This window comes from Cocleimonas sp. KMM 6892 (genome assembly GCF_035798195.1).
GTDB classification, from domain to species: domain Bacteria; phylum Pseudomonadota; class Gammaproteobacteria; order Thiotrichales; family Thiotrichaceae; genus Cocleimonas; species Cocleimonas flava.
Genome location: NZ_JAPFBV010000002.1, coordinates 144,668 through 168,747, shown reverse-complemented (window position 1 = coordinate 168,747; position 24,080 = coordinate 144,668). Strand labels below are relative to the sequence as shown.

The window sequence follows — 24,080 nt, the reverse complement described above, 5'->3', positions numbered from 1 at the left end:
TGATTATTATGATTTAGATTTCGTATTTAGATAAAATATTAACATATGCCACGTAAGTTCCTGAAACGCTATTCTCCTAGCCCGAAAACAATTCGGGATAATAAGGCATTATCTTATTTAGGTGAGGATATTCATCGCCCTAGTTTGTGGCATATGAACCGAAACTCGGTATCGAAAGCATTTGCCATCGGTTTATTCTGTACCTGGATACCCTTTCCCTTACAAACCATTATCGCTGCATTGCTTGCCATTTTCTATCGTGCGCATTTACCGATATCCGTGGCATTAGTCTTTATAACCAATCCAATAACGATTCCACCAATGTTCTACTTCGCCTATAAATTAGGCAGCGTCATGCTGGGCGTAGAACTAGAATCAGTCCCCATGGACTTGAGTTGGGAATGGTTTTCATCGACATTACATCAAATCTGGCAACCTTTATTATTTGGCTGTTTGATCTTGGCCATCGTTTCATCGGCAGTGGGATATTTTACAATCAACACTATTTGGCGCAAAAATATTAAGCACCGCTGGAAATGTCGTGTAGACGAACGCGAAGCAGCGCGCGCCAAACAATCAATGCTGAGCGAGATCAAAAAAGCGATGAAAGATAGCTAGTGGCTATTAACGCTAGCGAACTATTATCTCAGTAATATCCGCAAGCCTTTTCGGTCATTTATGACTCTCAACATCCCCGCAAAAGGCATATCAATCAACTGCTGACTGGCTAATGGCATGCCTAGAATAATACCCAAAATGGCACGGGTTACGCCCAAATGCGTCACCAATAAAACATGTTCGCCTTCATAGGCTGTCAGGATTTTACCGAATGCGTCGTTTACCCGAGGTGTAAAAAACTCCAATAACTCTGCATTTTCTGGGCGGTTATTGACCGGATCGTCGAAGAAATTCCAATAATCCTCTTCTGATTCATGGAATATTTCAGTCGCGGTTCGTCCTTCCCATTTTCCGTAACCTGCTTCTCTAAAATTCTCTACTACTTCTACAGGGATTTTTTTGCTGGCACCTAATTGTTGTGCAAATTCATAACAACGTAACATGGGGGAGCTTATTATCGCAGACCAGTCTGCAGGATTAGCCTCGACACTGTGTTGCATCTGTTGCCAACCTGTTTTACTTAAATGATGGTCTGTGCCACCACCGCGATACATAGTCCCGCCTTCAGGTTCACCATGGCGGAGGATGTCAATTATGGTTGTGGTTTGATTAGTCATTGTACGTTTATCTCTATTTATCTCTGTCCATCGTTATCTATTTCAGTACCTGTCTCTAGTTTTGCATTAGCGGGGAGCTGCACATCAAGCGCGTGACTTAAGGAATCCCATCTAAAATATGGCCCTGGATCGGTTTTACGACCCGGTGCAATATGTTCGTGACCAGTGATATTTTCTTTGGATAATGACGGATAGCGTTTCAGCAAAGCAGTTAGCGTTTGTTCCAGTGTCTGATATTGAACCTCGGTAAATGGTTCAAAATCCGTACCTTCCATCTCAATACCAATCGAGAAATCATTACACACACTTCGACCTAAATAGCTGGATTCTCCCGCATGCCAGGCACGTTTTTCAAAAGGTACGTATTGAACAACTTCGCCGTCACGTCTAATCAATAGATGACTAGAAACCCGTAAATGGTCGATTTCTTTATAGAAGGGATGCTCATCCCTATCGAGTGTATTGGTGAATAGCTGATCGATTCCGTCACCACCAAATTCATTGGGAGGAAGGCTGATATTGTGAATAACGATTAAAGAAATATCATCAATGTCTGGACGCTCATCGTGATTTGGCGACGGGCATACCCTCGCACTTTCTAAAAAACCTTTATTAATCGTGCTGTTTGGTTCTGGGCGTTTTGTTTCAATTTTTGGCATATTGGTATTATGCCAGAACAAAGCGGATACGGTAAAAGGTCACCCCCCTACTTTAAGGCACTTTTTCTTTATATTTAGGTTAATTGATTCGTACGAAATTAAATCTAAACCTTTTTAACCATAGTTCTATCAATAGACCATTTCAGAACAATCGGTGAGATCAGTGTCGTTATTATCACCATAATGACAACAGCACTAAAAACATCATCACCAATAACACCCAGCCCTTTTCCGATACTGGCAAATATCAAACCTACTTCGCCACGTGGAATCATACCGACACCAATCACAAATCGATTCACACCTTTACCAGCAGCTAGACCAGATAGGAGCTTTCCAATGATTGCTACGACTGTAAACATAACGGCCAGCCAGATTGTTTGCGTTTCGAGAAAGGTTTTTAGATTAACCTGCATTCCCATCAAAACAAAAAACACAGGAGCAAACAGACTTTCAATCGGATTAATCAGTTCCTGAGTGGTCGGCGAATAATCAAAATTTCCATTTTCATCACAATGTTGACTTCTTTTTTTACTATCACCAAAGTGTTCATCATTTACAATTAAGCCAGCTGCAAACGCACCTACAATTGATGCCAGACCAATAAAGCTAGTAAACGCTGCCATTAGAAAAGCAAGGGCTAGTGGGAATAACAATTTTACCTGAAATTTACTGAATACCTGATAAAACTTACTCACCAACCACCCAACAGTTTTTTCACCAAAGAGTAATACCAAGGCGATGAAACCAATCGATAATAAGAGAATTTGTGAGACATCGGCTATTTGTACACTACCGGTAGAGACAATTCCGATGACTATTGCGAGGATAATCAGCCCTAAAATATCATCGATTACCGCGGCACCTAAAATGACACGCGCTTCTTTACTTTTAAATCTGTCTAAATCTTTTAAAACACGCGCGGTAATACCGACACTGGTTGCGCTTAATGTAGCCCCGATAAATAAATGGGTGGGTGTTGATACTTCTGGCAGAAACCAGCTACTGGCAATATAGCCGAGTGAAAATGGTGCGACCACACCAATAATGGAAACAAACAAAGAGCGTTTGCCGACCTTGATCATATCGGTGACTGAGTTCTCTAAGCCAATCATAAACAGCAGCATAATCACACCAAGGTTGGAGAACAGCCAAAGTGTCATGGTCATCAGCAATGTATCCATTGCGTGAGGACCTACAATAAAGGAAATTAATTCTTGAGAGATTCCGCCTTCGGCTAATTCGTTGGCGTTAAAGACATGCATTGCAGCATCATTGATACTGGAACCCGTGCGCCACACTTCTTCTAGCAATCTCTGCGCATCATCCAGATGCATAATCACAGTCGCTAATGGGTTACCTAACCAATAGGCAATATTACCCAGCAACACCCCGATCAATAATTCACCGAGCACTGAAGCCTGATTGAAACGCAATGCAAGACCACGACCAATAGAAGCCATGCCGATAATAACGGCGAGCTCTAGCAATATAAATGAGAAGGGTTCCATACTCTCATTATCAACTAATACAGATTATTTATAGTTGATATTAATCAGACTCGATATTGATAGTTACATTCAATTTAGCCCTGCTTTTACTCTATTTTAATATTAGCTTTTATATTTAACACCATAAAACAAAGCGTATAACACAGGTACTAAAATCAAAGTTAGCACAGTCGCAAAACTCAAACCAAACATTATAGTAACCGCCATAGGCTGGAAGAACACATCAGAAAGCAACGGTATCATGCCCAATACGGTGGTAATCATCGCCATCGTTACAGGTCGTAAACGACTCACAGATGCATTGGATATCGCATGCAGCATTTCATCACCCTCTTCTTCATTGAGGCGTTTGATTTCTTCTACCAACACTATCCCGTTTTTAATCAACATCCCGGTCAAACTCAAAATTGCCAGTAACGCCATAAAGCTGAATGGTGCGCCAGTCACCAGTAAACCCCAGGTCACCCCAATCATCGCTAACGGCACAGTAATCCACACCGCCAATGTTTGCTTAATCGAGTTAAACATAAAGATCGTGATAACCAGCATCACTAAAGCACCCAAGGGAACAAATGCAAATACCGCTTTGTTGGCTTTTTGCTGGGCTTCAAACTCACCCCCCCACTTTAAGCTGTATCCTACCGGCAATTCTATTTCTTCAACCAGAGGGCGTAGTTTTGCCAATAACGGCACAGGCATACTGCCCGTAGCGGGGTTAGGATCTGCCAATACGGTTAAGGTACGTTTTCTATCACGACGTTTAATTAAGGGGTCTTCCCATACTACATCGATACCGTTGATAGTTTGTTCGATATTCACATAAGCCTGCTTTGCAGGACTGAATATCTCTATATTTTTTAACTCATCAAAACTACTGCGCTCTGATTCTGGGGGACGTAACTTAATCGGTAATATTTCAGACCCATCCCTAAAAACACCAATCGTAGTGCCAGACACATTCAGCGCAATAGCATCATCAAGGTCTTTTTTACTAATGCCTAAACGCCTTGCTGCATTATCATTAAATATCGGGCGAACCAGCTTAGTGCGTTCTCTCCAGTCCTGCTTTACATTGATCGCATCTTCCTCCGCGAGAAATATTTTCTCAGCTTCAGCCCCCAGTTTTCTTAAGATTTTTGGATCTGGACCAATAAAGCGTGCTTCAATTTTTGCTTTGGTACTAGGCCCAATAGCCATACGATCGTATTTAGTGAACGCTTGCGGATAGTTAGCATCGGTGTAGGTTTTAATTTCACTCATTAATGTTCCAACACGCTCGAAACTGTCCGCACGCACTAATAATTGAGCATAACTTGGGTAATTAAATTCTGGGCTGTATGTCAGCATAAAACGATCTGCACCGCGCCCGATAGTCGCTGTTACTTGCTCAACACCCTGTTGTTTCTTGATATAGTTTTCTAAACCACGGATGTCTTTTTCAGTCGCGCGAATATCACTCCCTTCCGGCAACCAGTAATCCAGTATGAAGACAGGCAAAGAGCTCGCAGGGAAAAATGCCTGCTTCACGTTGCCGAAATTCATCATCGAAAAGACAAACAAGCCGATAATTCCAAACAAAGTTAACCAGCGAAAACGCAAGAAAACATGCAATAACCAGCGATAGGTTCCGTAGAAAACACCTTTATAAGGGTCTGCCGCCATATTATGTTGTTCAACAATCTCTTCTTTGAACATCAAATAACACAGGAAAGGGGTAATCGTGATAGCCATTATCCAACTCAAAAACAGCGAGATAAACAGTACCCAGAATAAACTGCCAGTAAACTCACCACTGGCATCCGGTGACAACCCGATCGGCGCGAAAGCAGCAATCGCTATGATTGTTGCGCCCAATAACGGCCAGACTGTATTTTTAACAATACGATTAGCCGCTTCTATTCTCGTTAAGCCTCGTTTTAAACCGATCATGATTCCTTCGGTAATGACGATGGCATTATCTACCAACATTCCCAGTGCAATGATCAAAGCTCCTAAAGAAATACGATGCAGCTCTATGCCTTGAATTTTCATGATGATAAAGGTGCCGAGAATCGTCAGTAACAACACAATACTCATCAAAATACCCGGGCGTAGTCCCATTGCCACAAGCAGTACCGCTATTACAATGCCTATTGCTTGTGCCAGACTCACCACAAAATTTTGTACCGAAGCATCAACCTGACCCGGCTGATCGTAAATAACGCCAATCTCTATACCTATCGGCCGTGCAAATTCTAATTCTTTTAGTCGTTCTTTTATCGCCTTGCCCACTTCGACCACGTTAACGCCTGATGCGAATGAAACCGCCAGCGTTAAGGCATTTTCTCCATTGAAGTGATAAATATGACTGGCAGGATCGATAAACTGTTTACTGATAGAGGCGATATCAGACAGATATACCAATTGATCACCATTGCGCCCTACGGTTAGGTTTTTCAATGCCTCTATGGATGAGACCGTACCGGTCGAGCTGATGCGCACATACTCTGTGCCGATTTTTATTTTTCCGGCATTACTCACAAGATTCTGCGTTTGCAACAAACCTTGTAAGGAGCTGACATTCAGCCCTAATGCAGTCATGCGCGAACGATTAATCTCGATAACCAGTTCTTCACTTCTGGTACCGCCGACTTGCACTTTACCGACACCATCGACAACCACTAATTCACGTTTCAGATAATCAACATAGTCTTTTAAATCGCTGTAGTCATAGTCTTTACCGGTGATAGCCATGAAATAGCCAAACACATCACCGAATTCGGTATTCACTATAGGCGTTGCAGAACCCACGGGTAAACCTGCCTGCATATCTGAAATTTTACTGCGCATTTCATCCCAGATCTGAGCGAGGTCATCCTTACGGTAGGTACTTTTCATTTCCACCATAATCTGCGACATGCCATTGCTCGATGTCGATGTCACATTATCCAGATAAGACAAGGTTTGCAGTGTCGTTTCCAGTGGTAAGGTGATTTCTTCTTCAACTTCTGTGGCTGAAGCACCCGGATAATAGGTGACTATCATCGCCTGTTTGATGGTGAAGTTAGGGTCTTCCAGACGACCTAAACCCTGAAATGAGATAATGCCGCCGGCAACCAGCAACACGATAATCATCCAGCTGACTGTTTTTTGGCGTATAGAACGTTCCGCGATATTCATAACTTTGTATCCTGATAGTCCGTTCTATAAACCGCGTTCTTTAGTTAAAGGTCGAATTTTCTGACCTTCTGCAAGATAACTCACACCGGCAGCAACCACTTTATCCCCAGCGCTTAACCCATCTATGATACGGATATTATCTTTGACGATACCCTTCACTGTCACATTGGTTTTAGTAACTCGCATATCTTCCGTGACTTTCCATACCCACTGCTTGTCATTTTCATCGAATACCGCTTCAACAGGAATTAATAGACCTTTGTTATCTGTGGCTAACTCTAGTTCGGCGAAATCCAATTCGATATCAACACTCATTCCGGGAAGTACATTGTAGTTTTCAGGATTTTTTAGACTGAATAAAACGGGATAAGAACGCGTCGCCTGATCTGGGACAGAATCATGTTCTTTGTAGCACGCTTTAATCTCATTATTATTATCAGAGGCTAGTTTTACCTTGCCGCACATAGACTTGTATTTATCAGATTTTCTTAAGCTTTTTATCAAAGTCTCCGGAATATCAAACTGTACATCCAGTTGAGTGGTGTTTTGCAGTTGAACAATCGTTTGCTGTGGCTGAATAAACTGAAAGTTTTCAATATCGACATGAGATATTGCACCAGTAAACGGGGCGCGTAACTTGGTATAGGTTAAATCCGTCTTGGCTTGTTTAACCGCGACTTCTGCGGCTTTTAGTTCTGCGGTAACGGCATCCACTTCTGCCTGAGACGCATAACGCTTCTTGAATAATGTGGTGGTCTGTTTGTACTTGGTTTTCGCCAGATTCAATTTGGCAATACGGTCATCATAAGCATTCTGATAATCAGTGCTGTCTATTTGCGCTAGAAGTTGGCCTTTTTTGACTTGAGAGCCAGACTTTACCATTACTTTCTCTAGTTGACCGGGCACTCTAAATGCCAGATCAGATTTTTTATTTGCTTCTATTAACGCCGGGAACGAACGCAGACTTGTGCCCTGCAAACCCATTACTTCGCTGATTATGGCTGGTCGGACAATTTCCTCTTTAGCCATTTTCTCTGAGTTTTCGGTGCTTTCAGTGCCTCCTGAAGCTTCATCAGCCATTGCATTTCCTGCACCTTTGCAGGCAGTTAATGTACTCAATAACAGCAAGATAAAGAGAAGCGCAGAAGACTTCCCTGAATTAGCAGTGATGTTCATTACATAGTTCTCGGATATAGATAGTGGGGACGTATTATATACATACATTCTTGTATGTATAGTTTATTTCTGATAAACTGCGCAAAATTTTTAGGGCTCTGTGATTAATAATCTGTGAATAATAAATAATGGCTAGAAAAACCAAAGAAGACGCGCAAAAAACCTTTCAGGCTTTGCTTGAAGCAGCACAGCGCCTTTTTATAAAACAAGGTATCGCCAACACCACATTGAATCAGATAGCCAAAGAAGCAGGTATGACTCGTGGCGCTTTGTATTGGCATTTTGAAAATAAAGATGCGTTGATAATGGCTTTGTGGGAAGAAGGCGCAGGTAGCTTTAACCATGAAACCACCCATGCTTTAGAAAACCTCAGTGAAAATGAAAACCCTGCCGATACATTCAGGCTATTAATGCATGGCGTAATCGGTGCTGTGCTGACTGATCCAAAGCTCAGTCAATCGCTAAAAATTATCATGAACTGTGTTGAAATAACCGATGAAGAAACGCCATTACGCGCCTACTTACAAGAAAAATATACATCGTATTTCACCAGCATGGCGATAGCGATTGAACACCTTAAAAGTCAATCCATGCTAAAAGTAGAACTGTCTGCGAATACCATTGCCGCAGGCTTACTCTCGTATTTATATGGGATGGTCAATTCTCACTTGCAACCTTCCAGACTGATCAATCTTGAAAACGATGGTATTGCCTTGATTGACCTCTATTTAAATAGTTTTATCAAAGACTAGCGCTTCAGGATTTCTAATTAATTATTCTTTTGATAATCAGACAATGTTCTAACAACGATGCTCTAACAACGTCGTTCTAACAACGGCGCTTTAACAACGATGCATTAACAACAATGCTTTAAATAAGAATCAATAACACGATAACAACAAACCCACCCCCCTACTTATGAGCACTTTTTCTATTTAGATAAATTTTTTATTCAATCAAAAAAAATTAACCTCATAGCTATTCAACAAGGTTTATACTTACTCTTTACGTATACGTAAAAGGGACACTCTAAACGGTGACTTATACATTTTATCTGAGTTGATCTTTACCCATCTCTCATATCATTAACAAACCCAAACTAATACTGTGATGAACTTATCTAAATTCGGCAAAAAATTTACCCAACCTACTGGCATTACCCAGTTAATGGAAGACCTTGGCAACGCCAACAATAGCGGCAATCCGGATATTGTTATGCTGGGTGGTGGCAACCCTGCATTAATACCAGAATCCAATGAGCTGTTTGTGAAAGAACTGCAGGCACTCATCTCCAGCTCGAAAGTCGATTCAATGCTGGGTTTATACGATGGCCCACTGGGTTTTGATGAATTTAGAGAAGCCTTGGCAGATATGCTTAATGACCATTATGGCTGGGGTCTCGATGCGAACAATATTGCCTTGAGCAATGGCAGTCAGAGTAACTTTTTCAGCCTGTTTAATTTACTTGCTGGTGAAATGACTGACGGCAGTAACAATAAGATTCTGTTTCCGTTAGCCCCCGAATATGTTGGCTATGCCGATCAGGGTCTAAGCGATGATATGTTCGTTTCGATAAAGCCTAAAATCAATATTCTTGAAAATGATTCAGCAAGTAATACCAGCCACAGCAAGCAAAAACAGTTTAAATACGAAATCGATTTTGATGTTCTGGAAGAAACGCTAGCTGAAACGCATCGAAATATTGGTGCTATCTGTGTGTCCCGTCCGACAAATCCCACTGGTAATGTAATTACCAATGAGGAATTATCCAGACTCGACGCACTGGCACAGCAATATCAAATTCCATTAATCATTGATAATGCTTACGGGCATCCATTCCCCGGGGCGATATACATCGATGCAAAACTCACCTGGAACCCGAATACGATTCTGTGTATGTCATTATCTAAACTTGGATTACCGGGTTTAAGAACAGGCATAGTGATTGCCAATCATGACATTATAAGCGCACTTAGCCGCATCAACGGCGTTATGATTCTTGCGCCAAACAGCGTTGGTCCAACGTTAATGACCCGCATGATTAAAGACAAAGAATTGTTAAACCTTTGTCGCAATGTGATCAAGCCTTTTTATCAAGACAAAGCCGCAACAGCGGTTCGTGTATTCGATGAAGTGTTTGCGGATCAGCCTGTATATCTGCATAAACTCGAAGGTGCATTTTTCATGTGGCTTTGGTTTAAAGATATGGATATCACCGGACAGGAACTCTACACACGCTTGAAACGCGAAGACGTTTACATCATTCCCGGGCATAACTTCTTCATCGGTATTGAAGATGACTGGGCGCATAAACATCAATGTATTCGAATCAATTACGCTAAAGATGAAGCAACCTTAAGAAAAGGTCTGGAAGCAATCCATCGCATCATCACCTCGTAATAGCCGGAGGTGATCCTATAAAGAAGGTCTTGGATCACCTCTAAAGTCACCCCCCCACTTATAAGGCATTTTTTGAACAGTATTCATAATGGTGTAATATTGTCCACTTACACTGCTTCGTCTAAATTTGTATCTAGGACGTTTTAAATAACAAAAAAATCAAGGGCACAATAGAATCACCAATCCACTCTAGTTGTAACCTTAGAATAAATCTATTGGAATCATACATACATGTCAGAACAGTTAGTTAGCGCGCGAATTACACCAACACAACACCTTAATATATTATCTCAGCTGGAAGTTTCCCGATTACTGGATGCATCGAATACCGGTATTTACCGCTTGTTTCGCCAATGTGCATTGGCGGTATTAACGCATGGAAATTACACCGACGATGCAAAAGAACTGCTGGAACGCCACAAAGCCTTCGAGATTCGCATCATTCAGCAAGACCGTGGCATCAAGCTTGAAGTAAAGGGTGCGCCCGCCGAAGCTTTTGTCGATGGCAGAATGATTCAGGGCATCAATGAACACCTGTTCGCGGTGATGCGCGATATTCTCTACACGCATGACGAAATACTCGATAATCCGAAATTTGATCTGGAAGACAGTGATGGCATTACCAATGCGGTATTCCATATTATGCGCAACTCAGGCAACCTTCGCCCACGTTCCAGACCGCAACTTGTGGTGTGCTGGGGTGGACATTCGATCTCTCGGATGGAATATGATTACACCAAGGAAATCGGTTACCAGTTAGGTTTACGTGGCATGGACATTTGTACTGGTTGTGGACCCGGTGCAATGAAAGGTCCCATGAAAGGGGCGGCTTACGGTCATGCCAAACAACGTATCAAAGACGGCCAATACCTCGGCATTACTGAGCCCGGTATTATCGCTGCTGAATCACCTAACCCGATTGTTAATGATTTGGTTATTCTGCCTGATATCGAAAAGCGCCTTGAAGCGTTTGTACGCACTGGGCATGCGATTGTGGTATTCCCTGGCGGCGCAGGAACTACCGAAGAAATTCTCTATATTCTTGGTATTTTATTGCATCCCGATAATGAAACCATGCCTTTCCCATTAATCTTCTCAGCGCCCGAAGGCTCTCGTGATTACTTCCAGAAAATAGATGATTTTATTGGTGCCACGCTGGGTAAAAAAGCTCAGGAACAATATGAAATTATTATTGATAACCCTGAAAAAGTCGCAAAGAAAATCAAGAAAGGGACAAAAAGAGTTCGAGATTTCCGTCGTCAACATAGCGATGCGTATTACTATAACTGGCGTTTAAAAATAGACACCGAATTCCAGCAGACGTTTATTCCAACGCATGAAAACATGGCAAATCTTGAATTAAGCAAAGATCTGGAAACTCATGTACTCGCGGCTAATTTACGCCGAGCTTTTTCCGGGATCGTAGCAGGTAATGTAAAAGATGAAGGCATACGTGCCATTGAAAAACACGGTTTATTCCAGTTGAGTGGAGATCCTGACATCATGCAAAAAATGGATGATTTACTGAAATCATTTATCAAAAATGATCGAATGAAATTACCGAGTGATGTGGCTTATACTCCGTGTTATGAGATTGTAAAGTAAGACAAGATTAATTGATTATAAAGTAGGAGGGTGTAAGCCACCCCCCTACTTTAGTCGACTTTTTTGTCGTGTTTTTCGTTTAATGTCTTCAGCGACTTTCTATATCAATGAACGTCTACTGGTTCACCATCACCAATCACATCACCAACATTAATAAATGAGTACGCAGAAATAGTTGCGTAACCGCCCCAACTTTCAGTGCCACTGTTACTTGGAGACGTAAATGCACCTACATCGTATGAACTATTATTAGCACCATTTACCACTTTTAAAACTAAACGAGCAGTGATACGTCCAGTCTCAGGATCATAAGTCATCTTGGTTCTACCCGTTGCAACTTTCCCTTCAATCACTTCAGTTTGGTCAGCGTTAATTGTTGCCGTACCACCAAAAAGTAAACCTTCATATTGATAGACACTAAAATCTACACTAAAACTCCCATCAGTCAGAATATCAGTATCTTCAAATTGTGCTACAGCAATCACTCTAGCTTGGTCATCGGGGAGTCCTATGGTTCTAACTTTTGCAGTAAAGTTGCCTTCCAATGCTGAAGCCGTAAAGCATAACGATAAGGCGATAACAGAACTCATGAGCATGATAAATTTTTTCATTAATTTTCCTTTGATGGTTTGTTTATAAAAATTATAATAATGGCTTACAAAATAAGAGCTTAGTAACTGCTTTTATTAAAACCATCCACAACCTATCACATTAATTAATAAAACACATTACCATTTTTTAGGCTTTCCCTGGTTTTAGCGACATAATGAACAAAACTGACGAAAGACGGCGAGTGCCCGTAAATGAATATGGGTGATGATGAATGAAGACGATGAATGAATATGTGCGACGACGATTGATGACGAGCACAGTATTTTACGTATGAATCTTCATTTAACCGCTAGCTTCATGGTTAAGAGCGGTTTAATTGCTTATAATCATCGCTTGTAGAGTAGCTCACACTTTTGCAATGATAAATCTATGGAAAGGATTATGCGGTTAGCAGTTGTTATATCACTTATATTATTAGCAACGCTATTTACTACGCTACCCCGTTCTGTTCTATCTGCCCCCGAAGCCACCGTAACAAAGCATTCTCATAACGGTCGCGTCCATAGCCATATACTGCCTAAAACCGGGCTAAAACATTTTCACCGCCATTCGCATAATGGACGCAGTCATATTCACCCTTATTCTGCTGAAATTGGTTTTAAACATACGCACAACAGTCCACAAATAAAAACTGACCCTAACAGTGTAAAACATCAACACGGGAATAGATGGCACAGCCACCCCTTACCAAGTTCTGGGTTAAACCATCCACATCGACACAAACATGGAGGTAGAACGCATTCTCATCCTCTACCTGCCACCGGGATTGATCATTATCATCGCGTAAGTCCTTCTACTTCTATTCATGCTTCGTCATCTACTATATTTGCGCCTGTGACAACACCTTTTGAACAAGGCGATGATGATTCAGATAGTTCGGCTTTTAAACCCACACAGAAACCTGAGATCAATATAAAGGAGATGGTTGAACAGCTATCTTTAAGCAAAAAAAACAATTCAGTTAAAAGCACTAAAGCAAAAGCTAAAACCAGCCCTAAAAAACATGTAAAGAAAAAAACCAAGAGAAAAGCCAAGAAGCAGGCCAAAACCAAGCAACGCATCAAACAATCGACTAAACAGAAAAAGAGCCCCTCTAAAGCTGTATCCAGCTATAAAGCTAAACAAGTAGACGAAGAAGACAAAGAAGAAGTCAAAGAAGAAGTCAAAGAAGAAGTCAAAGAAGAAGTCAAAGAAGAAGCACAGCAGATGATTGAAATACCTGCAATAGCTGCTGCAATAGAAGAAGAAAAAATGATTGAAACGCCCACCGAAGATCAACAATTGAGTGCAACAAGACAGTTTGAAATTGGCTTACGCTATGAGCATGGAACAGGCATAGAAAAAAACCTGAAACAGGCGGTAAAATGGTATCGCAGAGCCGCTGAACAAGGGCATGCCAAGGCGCAATTTAATTTAGCATCAATGTATGAAAGTGGCGAGGGTGTAGAAAAAGATTTAAAGCTCGCTCTCAAATGGTATAAGAAGGCTGCTGAACAAGGCAAAAATAAGTAACATAAGAAAATCACGATTACGCTTCAATACAAGACTACTTATCACTACTTTTTAAACGATAAAAACTATCTAACAGGATTCACCATGAAATCATTTTTACTTGCTGTTTGTTTGAGCTGTTCTTCATTACTGCTATTTAGCTCAACGGCTATAGCAAGCACAGAAGATACTGCCAATACTGAAATCACTAAATTGTTAGAGCAAGCCATACATGAAAATGTTAAGCAGATGAAAGCTGAAAACATCGAAGGCACAATGGCAACTATTCACACAAAATCCAATCTGTATGCGAGTAGTAAAAGTCTGATTTCTCGCCTATTCGATATCTATGAACTCGATTATGAAATCATTGATATCAAATTCATTGCCCATCAGGATGAACTGGCTTATGTACGAGTAAAACAACTTACCAAAAAAGTAACAGGGCCTGCATTCAAGAATAATGAACTCGACATGGTGCAAATATTCAAACAGGAAGACGGTAAATGGAAAATCTGGTCTCAAGCAAATATGAGCGTCGTGTTTCTAGACCAATAAGTGACCAATAACTGGCTAATAATGAATTATTAAAAGATAAACTAACGTCACCCCCCTACTTTGAGGCGTTTTTTTCGCGCTCAAAGTAGGAAGTTAGATCACACTATCCTTTGGCTTTTTCCAAATACAAAGGGTGCGTCGCGATGAAATGCTTTAACACTTCTTTAAGTTTAGCCGCTTGCTCATCATGGCCTTTACGTTTTGCTTCTTCGATATCATCTTTAATAATTCTTCGAAGCTTAGGAATGCCGTCTTTCCCATGAATAATATAATCAGCAAGCTCAGAGGCGACCGCGTCTGGCACATGTTCGTGCATGGCAACCGCTGCAATTTCTTCCTCAGTACAATCACACATACCGATAATATCTTGTAGATTTAGCATCTTTAACTCTCCCTGGTTATTTCGTTTGCTTATGTATTTACTGAATCATTTATTCATAATAATTAAACGAATCACCTAAATTACGTTCGCTAACATTTCTTCTCCTCATTAAACAATACTCCTTTCTACGGAGTGTTATGTGAGAATTGAAAACAAACAACGAAAAATCAAAGTAACTATTGATACAGATCAATCAAATTTCCGAACACTAAACAATAAAGATGAACCTATACTCAGAATAGTAAAAATAAACCATGGCAATCCAATCAATGAAAACCACTCAATGAAAACGACAAAATCCGCTGATCAAATTATCTATTTCTTGAAACAATGCGCTGATGCCATAAAAATTCGGACGAATAACCCAATCGTACTTGAAGGCGTTGAAGTCTTTAGTCAGCGAATACAATCTCCCACAGAAAAGCAGTTTAGCCCTCATTTATTGCCCGTTATAGCCCAGATCAAACACCTATCATCGACACCTTTTACCTTTAACTTTCAGCAAATTGCCACAGACATGGTCTGGAGGCCCTCTCCCCGTACCGATGAAAAAGGGGAACAAATGGCACTGGGTATTTTCAATGAAGTGTTAGATTTAGGCGATATCGTTGTTGGTTTATTACTGGTGGATAAACATCAGAGTTATCCTCTGCACCAACATCGACCGCAGGAACTGTATCTGGTGTTATCAGGAACTGGCGATTGGCGATACGGTGGTTCAGAGGAATTCAACACCTTAGTACCGGGTGATGTGATACATAACCACCCCAATGATCTGCATGGGGTAAACGCTTTAGATGAACCCATTTTGGCTTTATATGTGTTATGGAAATAGCCACACGGTTTTAGCATTCAAACCTTGAAGATAAAGCACGTCGTTTCTTGCATTGTTTCTTGCATTGTTTCTTGCATTGCTTGTTGTCATACGTCTTATTTGGACTTCATGCATTTAACATATGAACAGTGTGTTAGTTTGTGTTTGAGCTGTATTTCTCTTAGGGTCTTATTTGAAAATAAACATAAAAACCTCACCATGCTTAATCAACACTAAATCAACATTTATACAATACAGGGAGTATTAAATAATGAGCGCTAAGCAGCCAAAAGCTGACCTTGCCAAACCCATAGAAAAACAATTTGAAAAACTCACAGAACCGTTTAACCGGTTTGTAAATAACCAGATTTCTGGGGCGCTCTTACTTATTTTAGCGACACTCTCCGCACTGATAGTGGTCAATAGCCCATGGCATGATTACTACTTCGCGCTGGAAAACATTGAATTTGGGGTCGTGTTCAACGACTACGAAATTCGAAAATCATTACACCACTGGGTCAATGACGGTTTGATGGTGTTATTTTTCTTCTTGCTGGGTTTGGAAATCAAACGAGAATTTCTGGCCGGTGAGCTTCAGTCTTTTACTCAATCAAGCACTGTTATTATGGCGGCATTGGGTGGCATGATTTTTCCCGCGTTAATTTTTGCGGCTTTTAATTATGACACTGAAAGTGCCGCGGGCTGGGGAATCCCGATGGCGACAGATGCGGCCTTTGCACTGGGTGCTTTGGTGTTGCTAGGGTCACGCATTCCGAGTGGCTTGAAGGTGTTTTTAGTCGCTCTAGCGATTGTTGATGATATAGGAGCAATCATTGTGATTGCGGTGTTCTATACCGATCAGCTTAATTTACAGATGCTAATGATCGCTGCGGGTTTGTTTGCTCTATTGCTGGTGATGAACCGCTTAGGGATACGCAAACCTTTGCCTTATTTGCTGATCAGTATTCTACTGTGGTATGTAACCTTGCTATCTGGAGTACATGCAACTGTTGCTGGGGTACTCGCGGCATTTGCCATACCTGCACGTCCACGACGTCATCCGCGTAACTTAGCGAAGAAACTACGAACCGCGGCTAAGCAAATGGATCAGATTGAAGAAAATCCTGAAACAGAGATGCTTGCCGAAGCCAGTAATCACAAAATTGTTGAGGACGTTGAAGAACGAGCCAAAGAAACGAAAACACCCCTAAGAAGCTGGGAAACAACCCTAGAAAGACCGGTAAGCTTGTTCGTGATTCCGATATTCGCATTTCTAAATGCGGGCATCGTTATTTCCTTAGACACCATCAATGCCATTATCCCTGCGACTATCAGCTGGGGCATTATTGCTGGCCTGGTACTCGGTAAACCCATTGGCATCGTTTTAATGAGTTGGATTGTGTTAAAACTGAAATGGGGAGAATTACCCAAAAATGTCACACTTAAACACATTATTGGTGTCGGATTACTTGCCGGCATGGGCTTCACGATGTCGATTTTTATCGCGTCTCTGAGTTTCCCTGGTCACCCTGAAATGCTCACCCAAGCTAAACTGAGCATAATGCTAGCGACGGCTTTAGCTGGCTTACTGGGGGTAATCTGGCTATGGGTTTTATCATCCGGAGAAAAGTAGCTGCTGATTATAAACTTTTTAGCTAGCTTTTATAGATCGAATAAAAAACCGGCATTGATTGAAATTTAGATAATCCAATCAATGCCGGCTGTTATTTTTTAACCATTTTCTATCATCTAACTATCTTCATTAACACTTTTTCTTTGACAAAGTCATAGTCTGTTAATCAGGATTCATTAGAAAATAGTGGTTGCCACCCCCCTACTTTGGGGCAGTTTTTTTTAGTTTATCAATTTCAGTGCAATCAACGCACAGTCGTTAACCTTGATCACCCGCACGTACCGCTCGTATTAACTCTTGCGGCAAATCAACAACGTCACAAGGGCCACGGAATTCTTCAGGTACATCACCCGGGCATTCACCACAGGCTTCATTACCCGGTACGGCAAAATCAATTTTGCGCGGATATGGTAAATCAAGATTATTCATAATAGCGACAAATTCATCCTGAGTTTTATTATTACCTAAACGTGGATTACGATTCTTTTCCTGGCCGATGGTGGTTATCTGTCGTCCTTCATAATCATGCGCAGGATAAACAAGGGTCTCGTCTGGCAAAGTAAAAAACTTCTGCGTAATGCTTTCATATAATTTAACGGGGTCACCCGATTGGAAATCCGTTCTACCACAGGCTTCAATTAACAGAGCATCACCGGTAAACACCACTTTCTGCATGCCATTATCTAATAAATAGGCGTGATGCTTTCCCGTGTGACCGGGTGTAAATAAGGGCTCTAATTTAATATTACCCACCATAAATGGTGTGCCTTCAGATACGCCTAAATCGGCACAGGGTAATTGTTCCATAGCGGGAACTACAATCTGACTACCAGCAAATTCCTTTAATTTTTTCGCGCCTGTAAGATGGTCAGCATGAACATGGGTTTCCAAAGTATAGGTTAGACCTAAACCCAGTTCTTTTAGGACTAATAGATCACGTTCCACAGTATCAATCACCGGATCTATTAATACCGATTGCCCCGTTTCTTCACAGGCGATTAGGTAGGTATAAGTACTAGAGTCTTTTTCATAAAGCTGTTTAAAAATCATGGTTCACCTCTCACTGTTTGTTTCATTTGATCAGCATAGCTTTTTATCAGCAAAATTAATTCCACTGCAATCTGATCTAATCACATTTCAGATAAAAATTAGATGACTTATATCTTCTCATTCAAAATTAAATCCAGCTCTTTTTTCCAGTGTTTAATATCTTCAATATCATAGTCAGAAAGCCCCATTGCTTTTTGCTCTGAAACGATGGCTTTAGCCTGTTTATCGATAGCCTTGGCCTGTTCGGATGTTTTAGCGATTAGGGCTAATTTATGCAGTGTTTGTAATAAATGAATGGTTACTGCCAGGTCCCTCTTACCGTGATGACGTATCTGGTTAAACGAAGCTTCAACAATGCCATTAAAGGTAAATGGTTTTAATTGCATGAGTAGATGCCCACTGTCATCAACATATTGCTCATTAGGAAATTGTCTTCCCATTAACAAGCCAATATTACTGCCCAATCTATCGATGCAGCTGATAGCAGTAAAGGGGTCATTAATACCCGGCGACAATGCCCTTAGTGCAACTTCAACCAATTGCCTAATAGCAAATTCAGGGTCTTGTTCGGGCGTTGCTTTATCCCCAATAATCAGTTGTGCATTAATCTGTTTCGTTATGTCATCCTCATCAGGCTTTTCCTCTTTATGAAGAAAATAAGCAATCAACGAGGCTTCTATAATGAATTCACCCGGCTTTATCAAAAAATGCACAGCCACGTTATTATCGCGACAGCATTCCAGTAACGCATTGACATCAAATGCCTGAAGATAACCCGATTTTTGTGCATACACTGGATTACCTTGCTGTTCAAAGTGTTGCTGAATATTTGAGGGTTTTTCTAATTTAAGCGGTTGTTGATCTGGCTCTGTTTCATCAGGAAACAGCGTTTTTAGTTGTGCCACCAGTTCTTTATCAACATCGCCAATGACACTATCCGCCTGAATGGATACCGCTATGTGGTGAATAAAGAAAACCAGTAAAAGCAGATTAATGAATATCAGCACCAGCAACACGATCATCGAAATAAATGGGGTGGTTTTTTCCAGATCCATCGAACTAGTAAATTGCAATTGTAAAATACAATATAAAAAAGTTCCGATGAAACAGCCCAACACCAACTGGTTGAACCTATCCAACATAAAGTTACGGAGTAAACGGGGACCGAATTGCTGTGAAGCGAGCGTTAGGGACGCTATGGTAATGGAGAAAGAAACACCTGCGACACCTAGAATAGAGGTTGCAGAGACACTCAAAAGTGAGCGTATATTCTGTGAGTTGTTGAAGAACAGAAAGAGATCAGGGTATTCGATATGACGCGCTAACAGGGTTTTATCGAGATAAAAATTAAGAAAGGCCAAACCTGCACCTAACAACAGCGAACACAGTGGAATCATCCAAAAATTAGCGCTGATGATTCCCAGAAAATGCAGTATTCGTGTTTTCATAGATTCAGTAATTGTATAACAACCTCAGAATGATTTTTCTAACTTAATACTACGTTAAATAAATGATATGAGCCTGATTAAAACAGGCCCATATCACAGTACAATTTACATCTTGTTCAATGATTGTCTCATCATCTTTTCGCTAGTCTTTTCGCTAATTTTTTAGCTAACAAGATGTAGATTTACCACTTATTTTAGACGGTATCTAACACCCATTGTCAGGCTCTTATCTAGATCATCATTGCCGTTATCTGCAATTCTGTCGTCCGTATCGGTCAATTTTGCTTCAACACTAAAGTCTAACTTATTGGTCAAACTATATAGGAAAGTAGAACCGATTGTATTGGTTGTCAGTTCTGGTCCTGTATCAGACTCATTGTGATCCAGAGTCCACTTGTTTTCCCAATCGATTTTGTCAGTTAGCTCATGTGTGAGTGACATCGCGTTATTAAAGTTAAAGCTATCATCGCCATCTTTAAGTGTTGCTGTTGCAATAGCTTCGTTTGAAAACTGAGTGCGATTGCTTAGCGGTTTGTGGTACTCAGCACCTATTTCAAGCGCAGGCTTGCCATCTTCTCCGTCATAATCAGATAAAACAGCACCAACACCTGCTCGAACTAACCAACCACTCTTACGGGTTGAAATACGCTCGTTCACAAGTACATCATAAGATTTTAAGATAGCTCTGGCGTTTAAACCTGTAGTGCCATTTGTCATCCCACTTGCTTTAAGAGCTGTTTCTATATCCTGTACCCAGTATTGCTCGTAATCTTCAAAACCGTATTTAGAACGATATTCCGCTTCACGTTCGATTATTTGTGCTACTTGTTGATAGGTTGCATTGGTTGGATCGGCTTTAATAAAGCCATTTTCTTTTAATTCCTGAATGATACGAATTGATCGTGCCATTGGCGTTACATTGATAACGCGTCCGTAACCCACACCAGCTGTCGCTTTAGTAAACGGGTCTTCCTGACCTTTCTTTAAGCCAACCTCACCTTTACCGTACCAGAATGCTTCACTTTTATCGGGGTTGAAGTAATTATCAACGGTTACTGACCCAAGCGCCTGATAGGTGCTTTCTCTATCATCACCATCGCTTGATCCGCGAGAAACTGTACCTGTTCCTAAAAAGTCTAGTTTGGTATTTCTGTTTTTTGAACTGAAAACTTTTTCGTAATCGATCGATAAATCCAGATCGTAACTGGTTTGATCCTGGTTACCGCTATCCAGATTTAAATTACCTGAGAAATAAGCATCTTCATACGCTGAGGTTGCTTTTTCGTAATCTGTAATAAGAGGTTCAGCCCACAAAGGTGTCGAACCTATTGATACGATTGCCGTTGAGATAGCGACTTTTAATAGTGATTGCTTTGTCATGTTATTTTCCTTTTATTGATAATGAAAGATGGTTAATTAAAACTTACTAATTTGTTGATTCAGTTATGATGAATTTGTCTCTAAGGAAACTTTACCCAGAGGAACAACGCTCAAACTTCATCTTGGAATCTATCTTCTAAAAATTATCAATCGCTGACTGTCAGCAGAATCACATTTGCATGTAGTCTTTGACTGACAGAAAAGTAAAAAGCAGCATTTGTAGGATACGTCCTACAGCAAATGTTCAATTGTCCTATTGTGTATAATCACGAAACGGAATATCTTATGATTAGGGAATACACCCCCCTACTTTGGGTCGTTTTTTTAGAACGTTTATATAGCGTATCTATATTTAATTACTGAATTAAATCAACGAACTACAATATCATTACTTTTGATTAACCCTGAGGTGTAGGTATACAACGTGGTAAAAATTGCAATCGTAGATGATCATGAAATCGTAAGACGTGGCTTCAATGAAATGTTACAAGATGAAGTAGACTTTAATGTGGTATACGAAGCGTCTTCTGGCGAAGAGATTATCAATTATCTAAAAGATAATGACTGCGATGTTGTGTTACTGGATATCTCGCTTCCGAATAAAAGTGGTGTAGATGTATTAAGACACCTGCGTCAACGCTACGAGAAGTTAGGAGTGCTGATTCTAAGCGGACACCCTGAAGAGCAATACGCCCTACCCATGATCAAAAATGGCGCAAATGGTTATTTATGTAAGGACTGCGAACAGGAAGATTTAATCAAAGCAATAAGAACCGTTTCCCTGGGACGTCGTTATCTCTCTTCCAAAACAGCAGAATTACTTGCTGGAGAAGTCTTTAATGAAAACGACTCTGAACCACATAAAAACTTGTCAGAACGTGAACTACAGGTATTTATGCGGATCAGTGAAGGTGCGAGTGTCTCTGACATTGCTAATATTCTCGATCTGAGTGTTAAAACCGTCAGCACCTATCGTTCGCGTTTATTAGAAAAAATGGGCGTTAACAGTAATGCAGAATTAGCAATATATGCAGTTAACCACGGCTTAATTGAAAAAGAACTAGACCTATAATAATTACAAAAACTCATGAATAAATTGGCAACACTATGGCTTTAAACACAGAAAAATTATCCATTGTCCTTGTCGAGGACAATCCATTACTCAGAGATATTGTCTTGGAAAACCTGGACAGTATTGAACAGGTAAATGTAGTCGCAACAGCTGACCGGCAAATTCAGGCACTTAATGAGATTGAAGAACATAAACCCAATCTGGTTATTGCTGATCTTGAATTAAACGAAGGTAACGGACTTGGTGTATTAAATGAAATCAATCGTCACCCGGAACTTTATGGCACACCAGAAAAACTGGTTCTCACAAACCATACTTCCAAGCATTTAAAGAAAAAGTGTTTAGAACAGGATATTCAAGGTTTCTACGATAAATCCTATCAGTTATTTGAAATGATGGACTGGATAGAGGAAGCGGCTAAAAAGTAATTTAACAAACCGTTAATTTACTTTTAACGACTGTGCCGTCACCTGGCGCTGACTCAATATGCATGGTTCCTTTAAACATCGCCGCACGTGCCCTTATACCAGCTAATCCATGAGTTCCTTTCTTGGTTTCAGCTTGATCAAAACCTTCGCCATTATCCTTGATGGTTAAATGGTAAAAATCCCCTTCGACACTAAGTTCTATGAATACCTCGGTCGCTTTCGCGTATTTCCAGATATTATTTAATGATTCCTGACATATCCGATACAGAGCGAGCTCTCTTTCTTTATCGATCTCTGTCAGTGTGTCATCTATATCGACATGGTATTCCGCTGGCGGATGATTAGGATCATTTTCTGTCATCGCTATAATAGCTTCTGTTAAGCCCATTTCCCGAAGCAAAGGAGGCACTAAACTGGTGGTGATATGACGTTTGAGCGCAATACTTTTATCAATCGAATCAATCAATCTTTTAAATCGTGTATCAAATTTTTCTTTTTGATCTTCATTGATAGAACGACTGATCCAGGTACTGTCCATTCTAGCAGCAGTCAACAAAGCACCTAATTCATCATGGAGTTCTCGGGCAAGACGTTGCTTTTCATTTTCACTGGTTGTGGTCACATGTGATGCAAGATCAACCAGATCTATAGTCCTCTGGTTAACTGTTTTTTCTAATTCTTTATTGCGCAGTGCGATGTCATCAGCATGACTTTTCAACATTTTCTGTTGCCGTTCGGTTAACGCAAAAGATAAAAACAACAAACCAAATGAAATTAAAATAAGCAGTATTAGTAGCCACTTTATTAGATTCAAGGAGTTCAAATTGTCTTCAGTATTCTTGGCATTACTCTCTTTTATTGTTTGTCTAATTTCAGAAATTCGGTCGCGTAAACTATCCATGAGTTTTTTAGTAACATCGAATTCGGAAAGTCTGGTTTTCTGATCAAGTGCTTTTTGATTGACTAAATCAGATATCTGGATGATGGTTTGTTTAACTTCAGATTCTAAGGCGTCTATCTCTTGCGGACTCAGATAATCTGGCCAATGCTTTTCTACCGAATCAAAAGTATTGGACAGATTCTTGATACCTTCGTTATAAGGCTCAAGAAATTCGAGGTCATCAGATAACAAATAGCCTCTAGCACCCGTTTGAATATTCAACATGTTAATCAAAAGCCTGTCACTGTAATCCAGATGCAGTGCATTGAGCCGTGTCGAGTTTATTGAGGCTTTTGAGTCATATACAAACTTCAGAAAGAAAACGAATAGAATAATGATAATGGCACTAAAAATACTGAATAAAATATGCAGGCGATTACGACTAAGTTCTTGTAAAAAATTCTTTTTCATCTTATTCATTTATAAAATTATTCTAGGAAATATATCTGTTTGCGGGATAAAGACTACAAACCCTTCTGATATAGCTGACATATTTTATCATTCGCACCCCTCATACTTTATCTCAA

At 40.5% G+C, this 24,080-nt stretch carries 21 protein-coding genes; 10 read left to right on the top strand and 11 right to left on the bottom strand.

Annotation, left to right across the window (positions count from 1 at the left end):
• Positions 1–45: 45 nt before the first annotated feature.
• Positions 46–618 (top strand): DUF2062 domain-containing protein, encoded by a 573-nt coding sequence (locus OO007_RS06335; protein ID WP_131905587.1) that lies wholly within the window; start codon positions 46–48, stop codon positions 616–618.
• A gap of 23 nt (positions 619–641) precedes the next feature.
• Here the strand turns inward: OO007_RS06335 and OO007_RS06330 are convergent, their stop codons facing one another.
• From OO007_RS06330 to OO007_RS06310, 5 genes are all read right to left on the bottom strand, one after another.
• Positions 642–1,235 (bottom strand): histidine phosphatase family protein, encoded by a 594-nt coding sequence (locus tag OO007_RS06330; RefSeq protein WP_325808170.1) that lies wholly within the window; start codon positions 1,233–1,235, stop codon positions 642–644.
• 17 nt (positions 1,236–1,252) lie between these two features.
• Positions 1,253–1,894, bottom strand: coding sequence for a 1,6-anhydro-N-acetylmuramyl-L-alanine amidase AmpD (gene ampD, locus OO007_RS06325; RefSeq protein ID WP_325808169.1), 642 nt, complete (start codon positions 1,892–1,894; stop codon positions 1,253–1,255).
• Between the two features lie 104 nt (positions 1,895–1,998).
• A complete protein-coding gene (locus OO007_RS06320; protein ID WP_325808168.1) occupies positions 1,999–3,405 on the bottom strand; it encodes a cation:proton antiporter in 1,407 nt (468 codons plus the stop codon).
• Positions 3,406–3,507: 102 nt separating this feature from the next.
• Positions 3,508–6,564, bottom strand: coding sequence for an efflux RND transporter permease subunit (locus OO007_RS06315; RefSeq protein ID WP_325808167.1), 3,057 nt, complete (start codon positions 6,562–6,564; stop codon positions 3,508–3,510).
• 24 nt (positions 6,565–6,588) lie between these two features.
• Entirely contained in the window at positions 6,589–7,740 is a 1,152-nt protein-coding gene (locus OO007_RS06310) for an efflux RND transporter periplasmic adaptor subunit (protein WP_165874664.1), read from the bottom strand.
• A 128-nt stretch (positions 7,741–7,868) separates the two neighbouring features.
• Here OO007_RS06310 and OO007_RS06305 point away from each other — a divergent pair, with 128 nt between their 5' ends.
• The 3 genes from OO007_RS06305 to ppnN all read left to right on the top strand — a co-directional run bounded on the left by OO007_RS06305 (position 7,869) and on the right by ppnN (position 11,745).
• Positions 7,869–8,492, top strand: a complete 624-nt coding sequence (locus tag OO007_RS06305; RefSeq protein ID WP_325808166.1) for a TetR family transcriptional regulator — start codon at positions 7,869–7,871, stop codon at positions 8,490–8,492.
• A 358-nt stretch (positions 8,493–8,850) separates the two neighbouring features.
• Positions 8,851–10,140 (top strand): valine--pyruvate transaminase, encoded by a 1,290-nt coding sequence (locus OO007_RS06300; RefSeq protein WP_325808165.1) that lies wholly within the window; start codon positions 8,851–8,853, stop codon positions 10,138–10,140.
• Positions 10,141–10,371: 231 nt separating this feature from the next.
• Positions 10,372–11,745 carry a nucleotide 5'-monophosphate nucleosidase PpnN gene (gene ppnN / locus OO007_RS06295; RefSeq protein WP_325808164.1) on the top strand — a complete coding sequence of 458 codons (1,374 nt, stop codon included), beginning with the start codon at positions 10,372–10,374 and terminating at the stop codon, positions 11,743–11,745.
• 104 nt (positions 11,746–11,849) lie between these two features.
• Here the strand turns inward: ppnN and OO007_RS06290 are convergent, their stop codons facing one another.
• Positions 11,850–12,356: a hypothetical protein gene (locus tag OO007_RS06290; protein ID WP_325808163.1), complete on the bottom strand. Its 507-nt coding sequence runs from the start codon at positions 12,354–12,356 to the stop codon at positions 11,850–11,852.
• A gap of 382 nt (positions 12,357–12,738) precedes the next feature.
• Between OO007_RS06290 and OO007_RS06285 the strand changes: the two genes are divergently transcribed.
• Together OO007_RS06285 and OO007_RS06280 are read left to right on the top strand one after the other, a co-directional pair.
• Entirely contained in the window at positions 12,739–13,869 is a 1,131-nt protein-coding gene (locus OO007_RS06285; RefSeq protein ID WP_325808162.1) for a tetratricopeptide repeat protein, read from the top strand.
• An 84-nt stretch (positions 13,870–13,953) separates the two neighbouring features.
• Complete coding sequence (locus OO007_RS06280) at positions 13,954–14,406, top strand: hypothetical protein (protein WP_325808161.1); 453 nt, start codon at positions 13,954–13,956, stop codon at positions 14,404–14,406.
• A gap of 103 nt (positions 14,407–14,509) precedes the next feature.
• On the opposite strand, the gene OO007_RS06275 is transcribed toward OO007_RS06280, so the two are convergent.
• On the bottom strand, positions 14,510–14,788 hold the full coding sequence (locus OO007_RS06275; RefSeq protein WP_131905598.1) for a hypothetical protein: 279 nt from the start codon (positions 14,786–14,788) through the stop codon (positions 14,510–14,512).
• Between the two features lie 139 nt (positions 14,789–14,927).
• Between OO007_RS06275 and OO007_RS06270 the strand changes: the two genes are divergently transcribed.
• Together OO007_RS06270 and nhaA are read left to right on the top strand one after the other, a co-directional pair.
• Entirely contained in the window at positions 14,928–15,623 is a 696-nt protein-coding gene (locus OO007_RS06270; RefSeq protein WP_325808160.1) for a dimethylsulfonioproprionate lyase family protein, read from the top strand.
• A 250-nt stretch (positions 15,624–15,873) separates the two neighbouring features.
• Positions 15,874–17,235, top strand: a complete 1,362-nt coding sequence (gene nhaA / locus OO007_RS06265; protein WP_325808159.1) for a Na+/H+ antiporter NhaA — start codon at positions 15,874–15,876, stop codon at positions 17,233–17,235.
• 258 nt (positions 17,236–17,493) lie between these two features.
• On the opposite strand, the gene OO007_RS06260 is transcribed toward nhaA, so the two are convergent.
• From OO007_RS06260 to OO007_RS06250, 3 genes are all read right to left on the bottom strand, one after another.
• Positions 17,494–18,285: an MBL fold metallo-hydrolase gene (locus OO007_RS06260; RefSeq protein ID WP_325808158.1), complete on the bottom strand. Its 792-nt coding sequence runs from the start codon at positions 18,283–18,285 to the stop codon at positions 17,494–17,496.
• A gap of 107 nt (positions 18,286–18,392) precedes the next feature.
• Positions 18,393–19,733, bottom strand: a complete 1,341-nt coding sequence (locus OO007_RS06255) for a DUF2254 domain-containing protein (protein WP_325808157.1) — start codon at positions 19,731–19,733, stop codon at positions 18,393–18,395.
• A gap of 189 nt (positions 19,734–19,922) precedes the next feature.
• The gene (locus OO007_RS06250) at positions 19,923–21,113 is read right to left on the bottom strand and encodes a DUF481 domain-containing protein (RefSeq protein WP_325808156.1); all 1,191 of its coding nucleotides are present in this window, start codon (positions 21,111–21,113) and stop codon (positions 19,923–19,925) included.
• 424 nt (positions 21,114–21,537) lie between these two features.
• Between OO007_RS06250 and OO007_RS06245 the strand changes: the two genes are divergently transcribed.
• Together OO007_RS06245 and OO007_RS06240 are read left to right on the top strand one after the other, a co-directional pair.
• The gene (locus OO007_RS06245; protein WP_131905604.1) at positions 21,538–22,185 is read left to right on the top strand and encodes a response regulator; all 648 of its coding nucleotides are present in this window, start codon (positions 21,538–21,540) and stop codon (positions 22,183–22,185) included.
• Positions 22,186–22,220: 35 nt separating this feature from the next.
• Positions 22,221–22,613, top strand: a complete 393-nt coding sequence (locus OO007_RS06240) for a response regulator (protein ID WP_131905605.1) — start codon at positions 22,221–22,223, stop codon at positions 22,611–22,613.
• 1 nt (position 22,614) lies between these two features.
• Here the strand turns inward: OO007_RS06240 and OO007_RS06235 are convergent, their stop codons facing one another.
• Positions 22,615–23,964: a sensor histidine kinase gene (locus OO007_RS06235; RefSeq protein ID WP_325808155.1), complete on the bottom strand. Its 1,350-nt coding sequence runs from the start codon at positions 23,962–23,964 to the stop codon at positions 22,615–22,617.
• Positions 23,965–24,080: the final 116 nt, after the last annotated feature.

What these genes read in the sequence shown, in the direction of transcription:
- OO007_RS06305 (WP_325808166.1), top strand. Translation starts at nt 7,869, where the DNA reads ATGGCTAGAAAAACCAAAGAAGACGCGCAAAAAACCTTTCAGGCTTTG.
- OO007_RS06290 (WP_325808163.1), bottom strand. Translation starts at nt 12,356, where the DNA reads ATGAAAAAATTTATCATGCTCATGAGTTCTGTTATCGCCTTATCGTTA.
- OO007_RS06285 (WP_325808162.1), top strand. Translation starts at nt 12,739, where the DNA reads ATGCGGTTAGCAGTTGTTATATCACTTATATTATTAGCAACGCTATTT.
- ampD (WP_325808169.1), bottom strand. Translation starts at nt 1,894, where the DNA reads ATGCCAAAAATTGAAACAAAACGCCCAGAACCAAACAGCACGATTAAT.
- OO007_RS06250 (WP_325808156.1), bottom strand. Translation starts at nt 21,113, where the DNA reads ATGACAAAGCAATCACTATTAAAAGTCGCTATCTCAACGGCAATCGTA.
- OO007_RS06280 (WP_325808161.1), top strand. Translation starts at nt 13,954, where the DNA reads ATGAAATCATTTTTACTTGCTGTTTGTTTGAGCTGTTCTTCATTACTG.
- OO007_RS06240 (WP_131905605.1), top strand. Translation starts at nt 22,221, where the DNA reads ATGGCTTTAAACACAGAAAAATTATCCATTGTCCTTGTCGAGGACAAT.
- OO007_RS06310 (WP_165874664.1), bottom strand. Translation starts at nt 7,740, where the DNA reads ATGAACATCACTGCTAATTCAGGGAAGTCTTCTGCGCTTCTCTTTATC.
- OO007_RS06275 (WP_131905598.1), bottom strand. Translation starts at nt 14,788, where the DNA reads ATGCTAAATCTACAAGATATTATCGGTATGTGTGATTGTACTGAGGAA.
- OO007_RS06255 (WP_325808157.1), bottom strand. Translation starts at nt 19,733, where the DNA reads ATGAAAACACGAATACTGCATTTTCTGGGAATCATCAGCGCTAATTTT.
- OO007_RS06330 (WP_325808170.1), bottom strand. Translation starts at nt 1,235, where the DNA reads ATGACTAATCAAACCACAACCATAATTGACATCCTCCGCCATGGTGAA.
- ppnN (WP_325808164.1), top strand. Translation starts at nt 10,372, where the DNA reads ATGTCAGAACAGTTAGTTAGCGCGCGAATTACACCAACACAACACCTT.
- OO007_RS06315 (WP_325808167.1), bottom strand. Translation starts at nt 6,564, where the DNA reads ATGAATATCGCGGAACGTTCTATACGCCAAAAAACAGTCAGCTGGATG.
- nhaA (WP_325808159.1), top strand. Translation starts at nt 15,874, where the DNA reads ATGAGCGCTAAGCAGCCAAAAGCTGACCTTGCCAAACCCATAGAAAAA.
- OO007_RS06320 (WP_325808168.1), bottom strand. Translation starts at nt 3,405, where the DNA reads ATGGAACCCTTCTCATTTATATTGCTAGAGCTCGCCGTTATTATCGGC.
- OO007_RS06335 (WP_131905587.1), top strand. Translation starts at nt 46, where the DNA reads ATGCCACGTAAGTTCCTGAAACGCTATTCTCCTAGCCCGAAAACAATT.
- OO007_RS06300 (WP_325808165.1), top strand. Translation starts at nt 8,851, where the DNA reads ATGAACTTATCTAAATTCGGCAAAAAATTTACCCAACCTACTGGCATT.
- OO007_RS06260 (WP_325808158.1), bottom strand. Translation starts at nt 18,285, where the DNA reads ATGATTTTTAAACAGCTTTATGAAAAAGACTCTAGTACTTATACCTAC.
- OO007_RS06235 (WP_325808155.1), bottom strand. Translation starts at nt 23,964, where the DNA reads ATGAAAAAGAATTTTTTACAAGAACTTAGTCGTAATCGCCTGCATATT.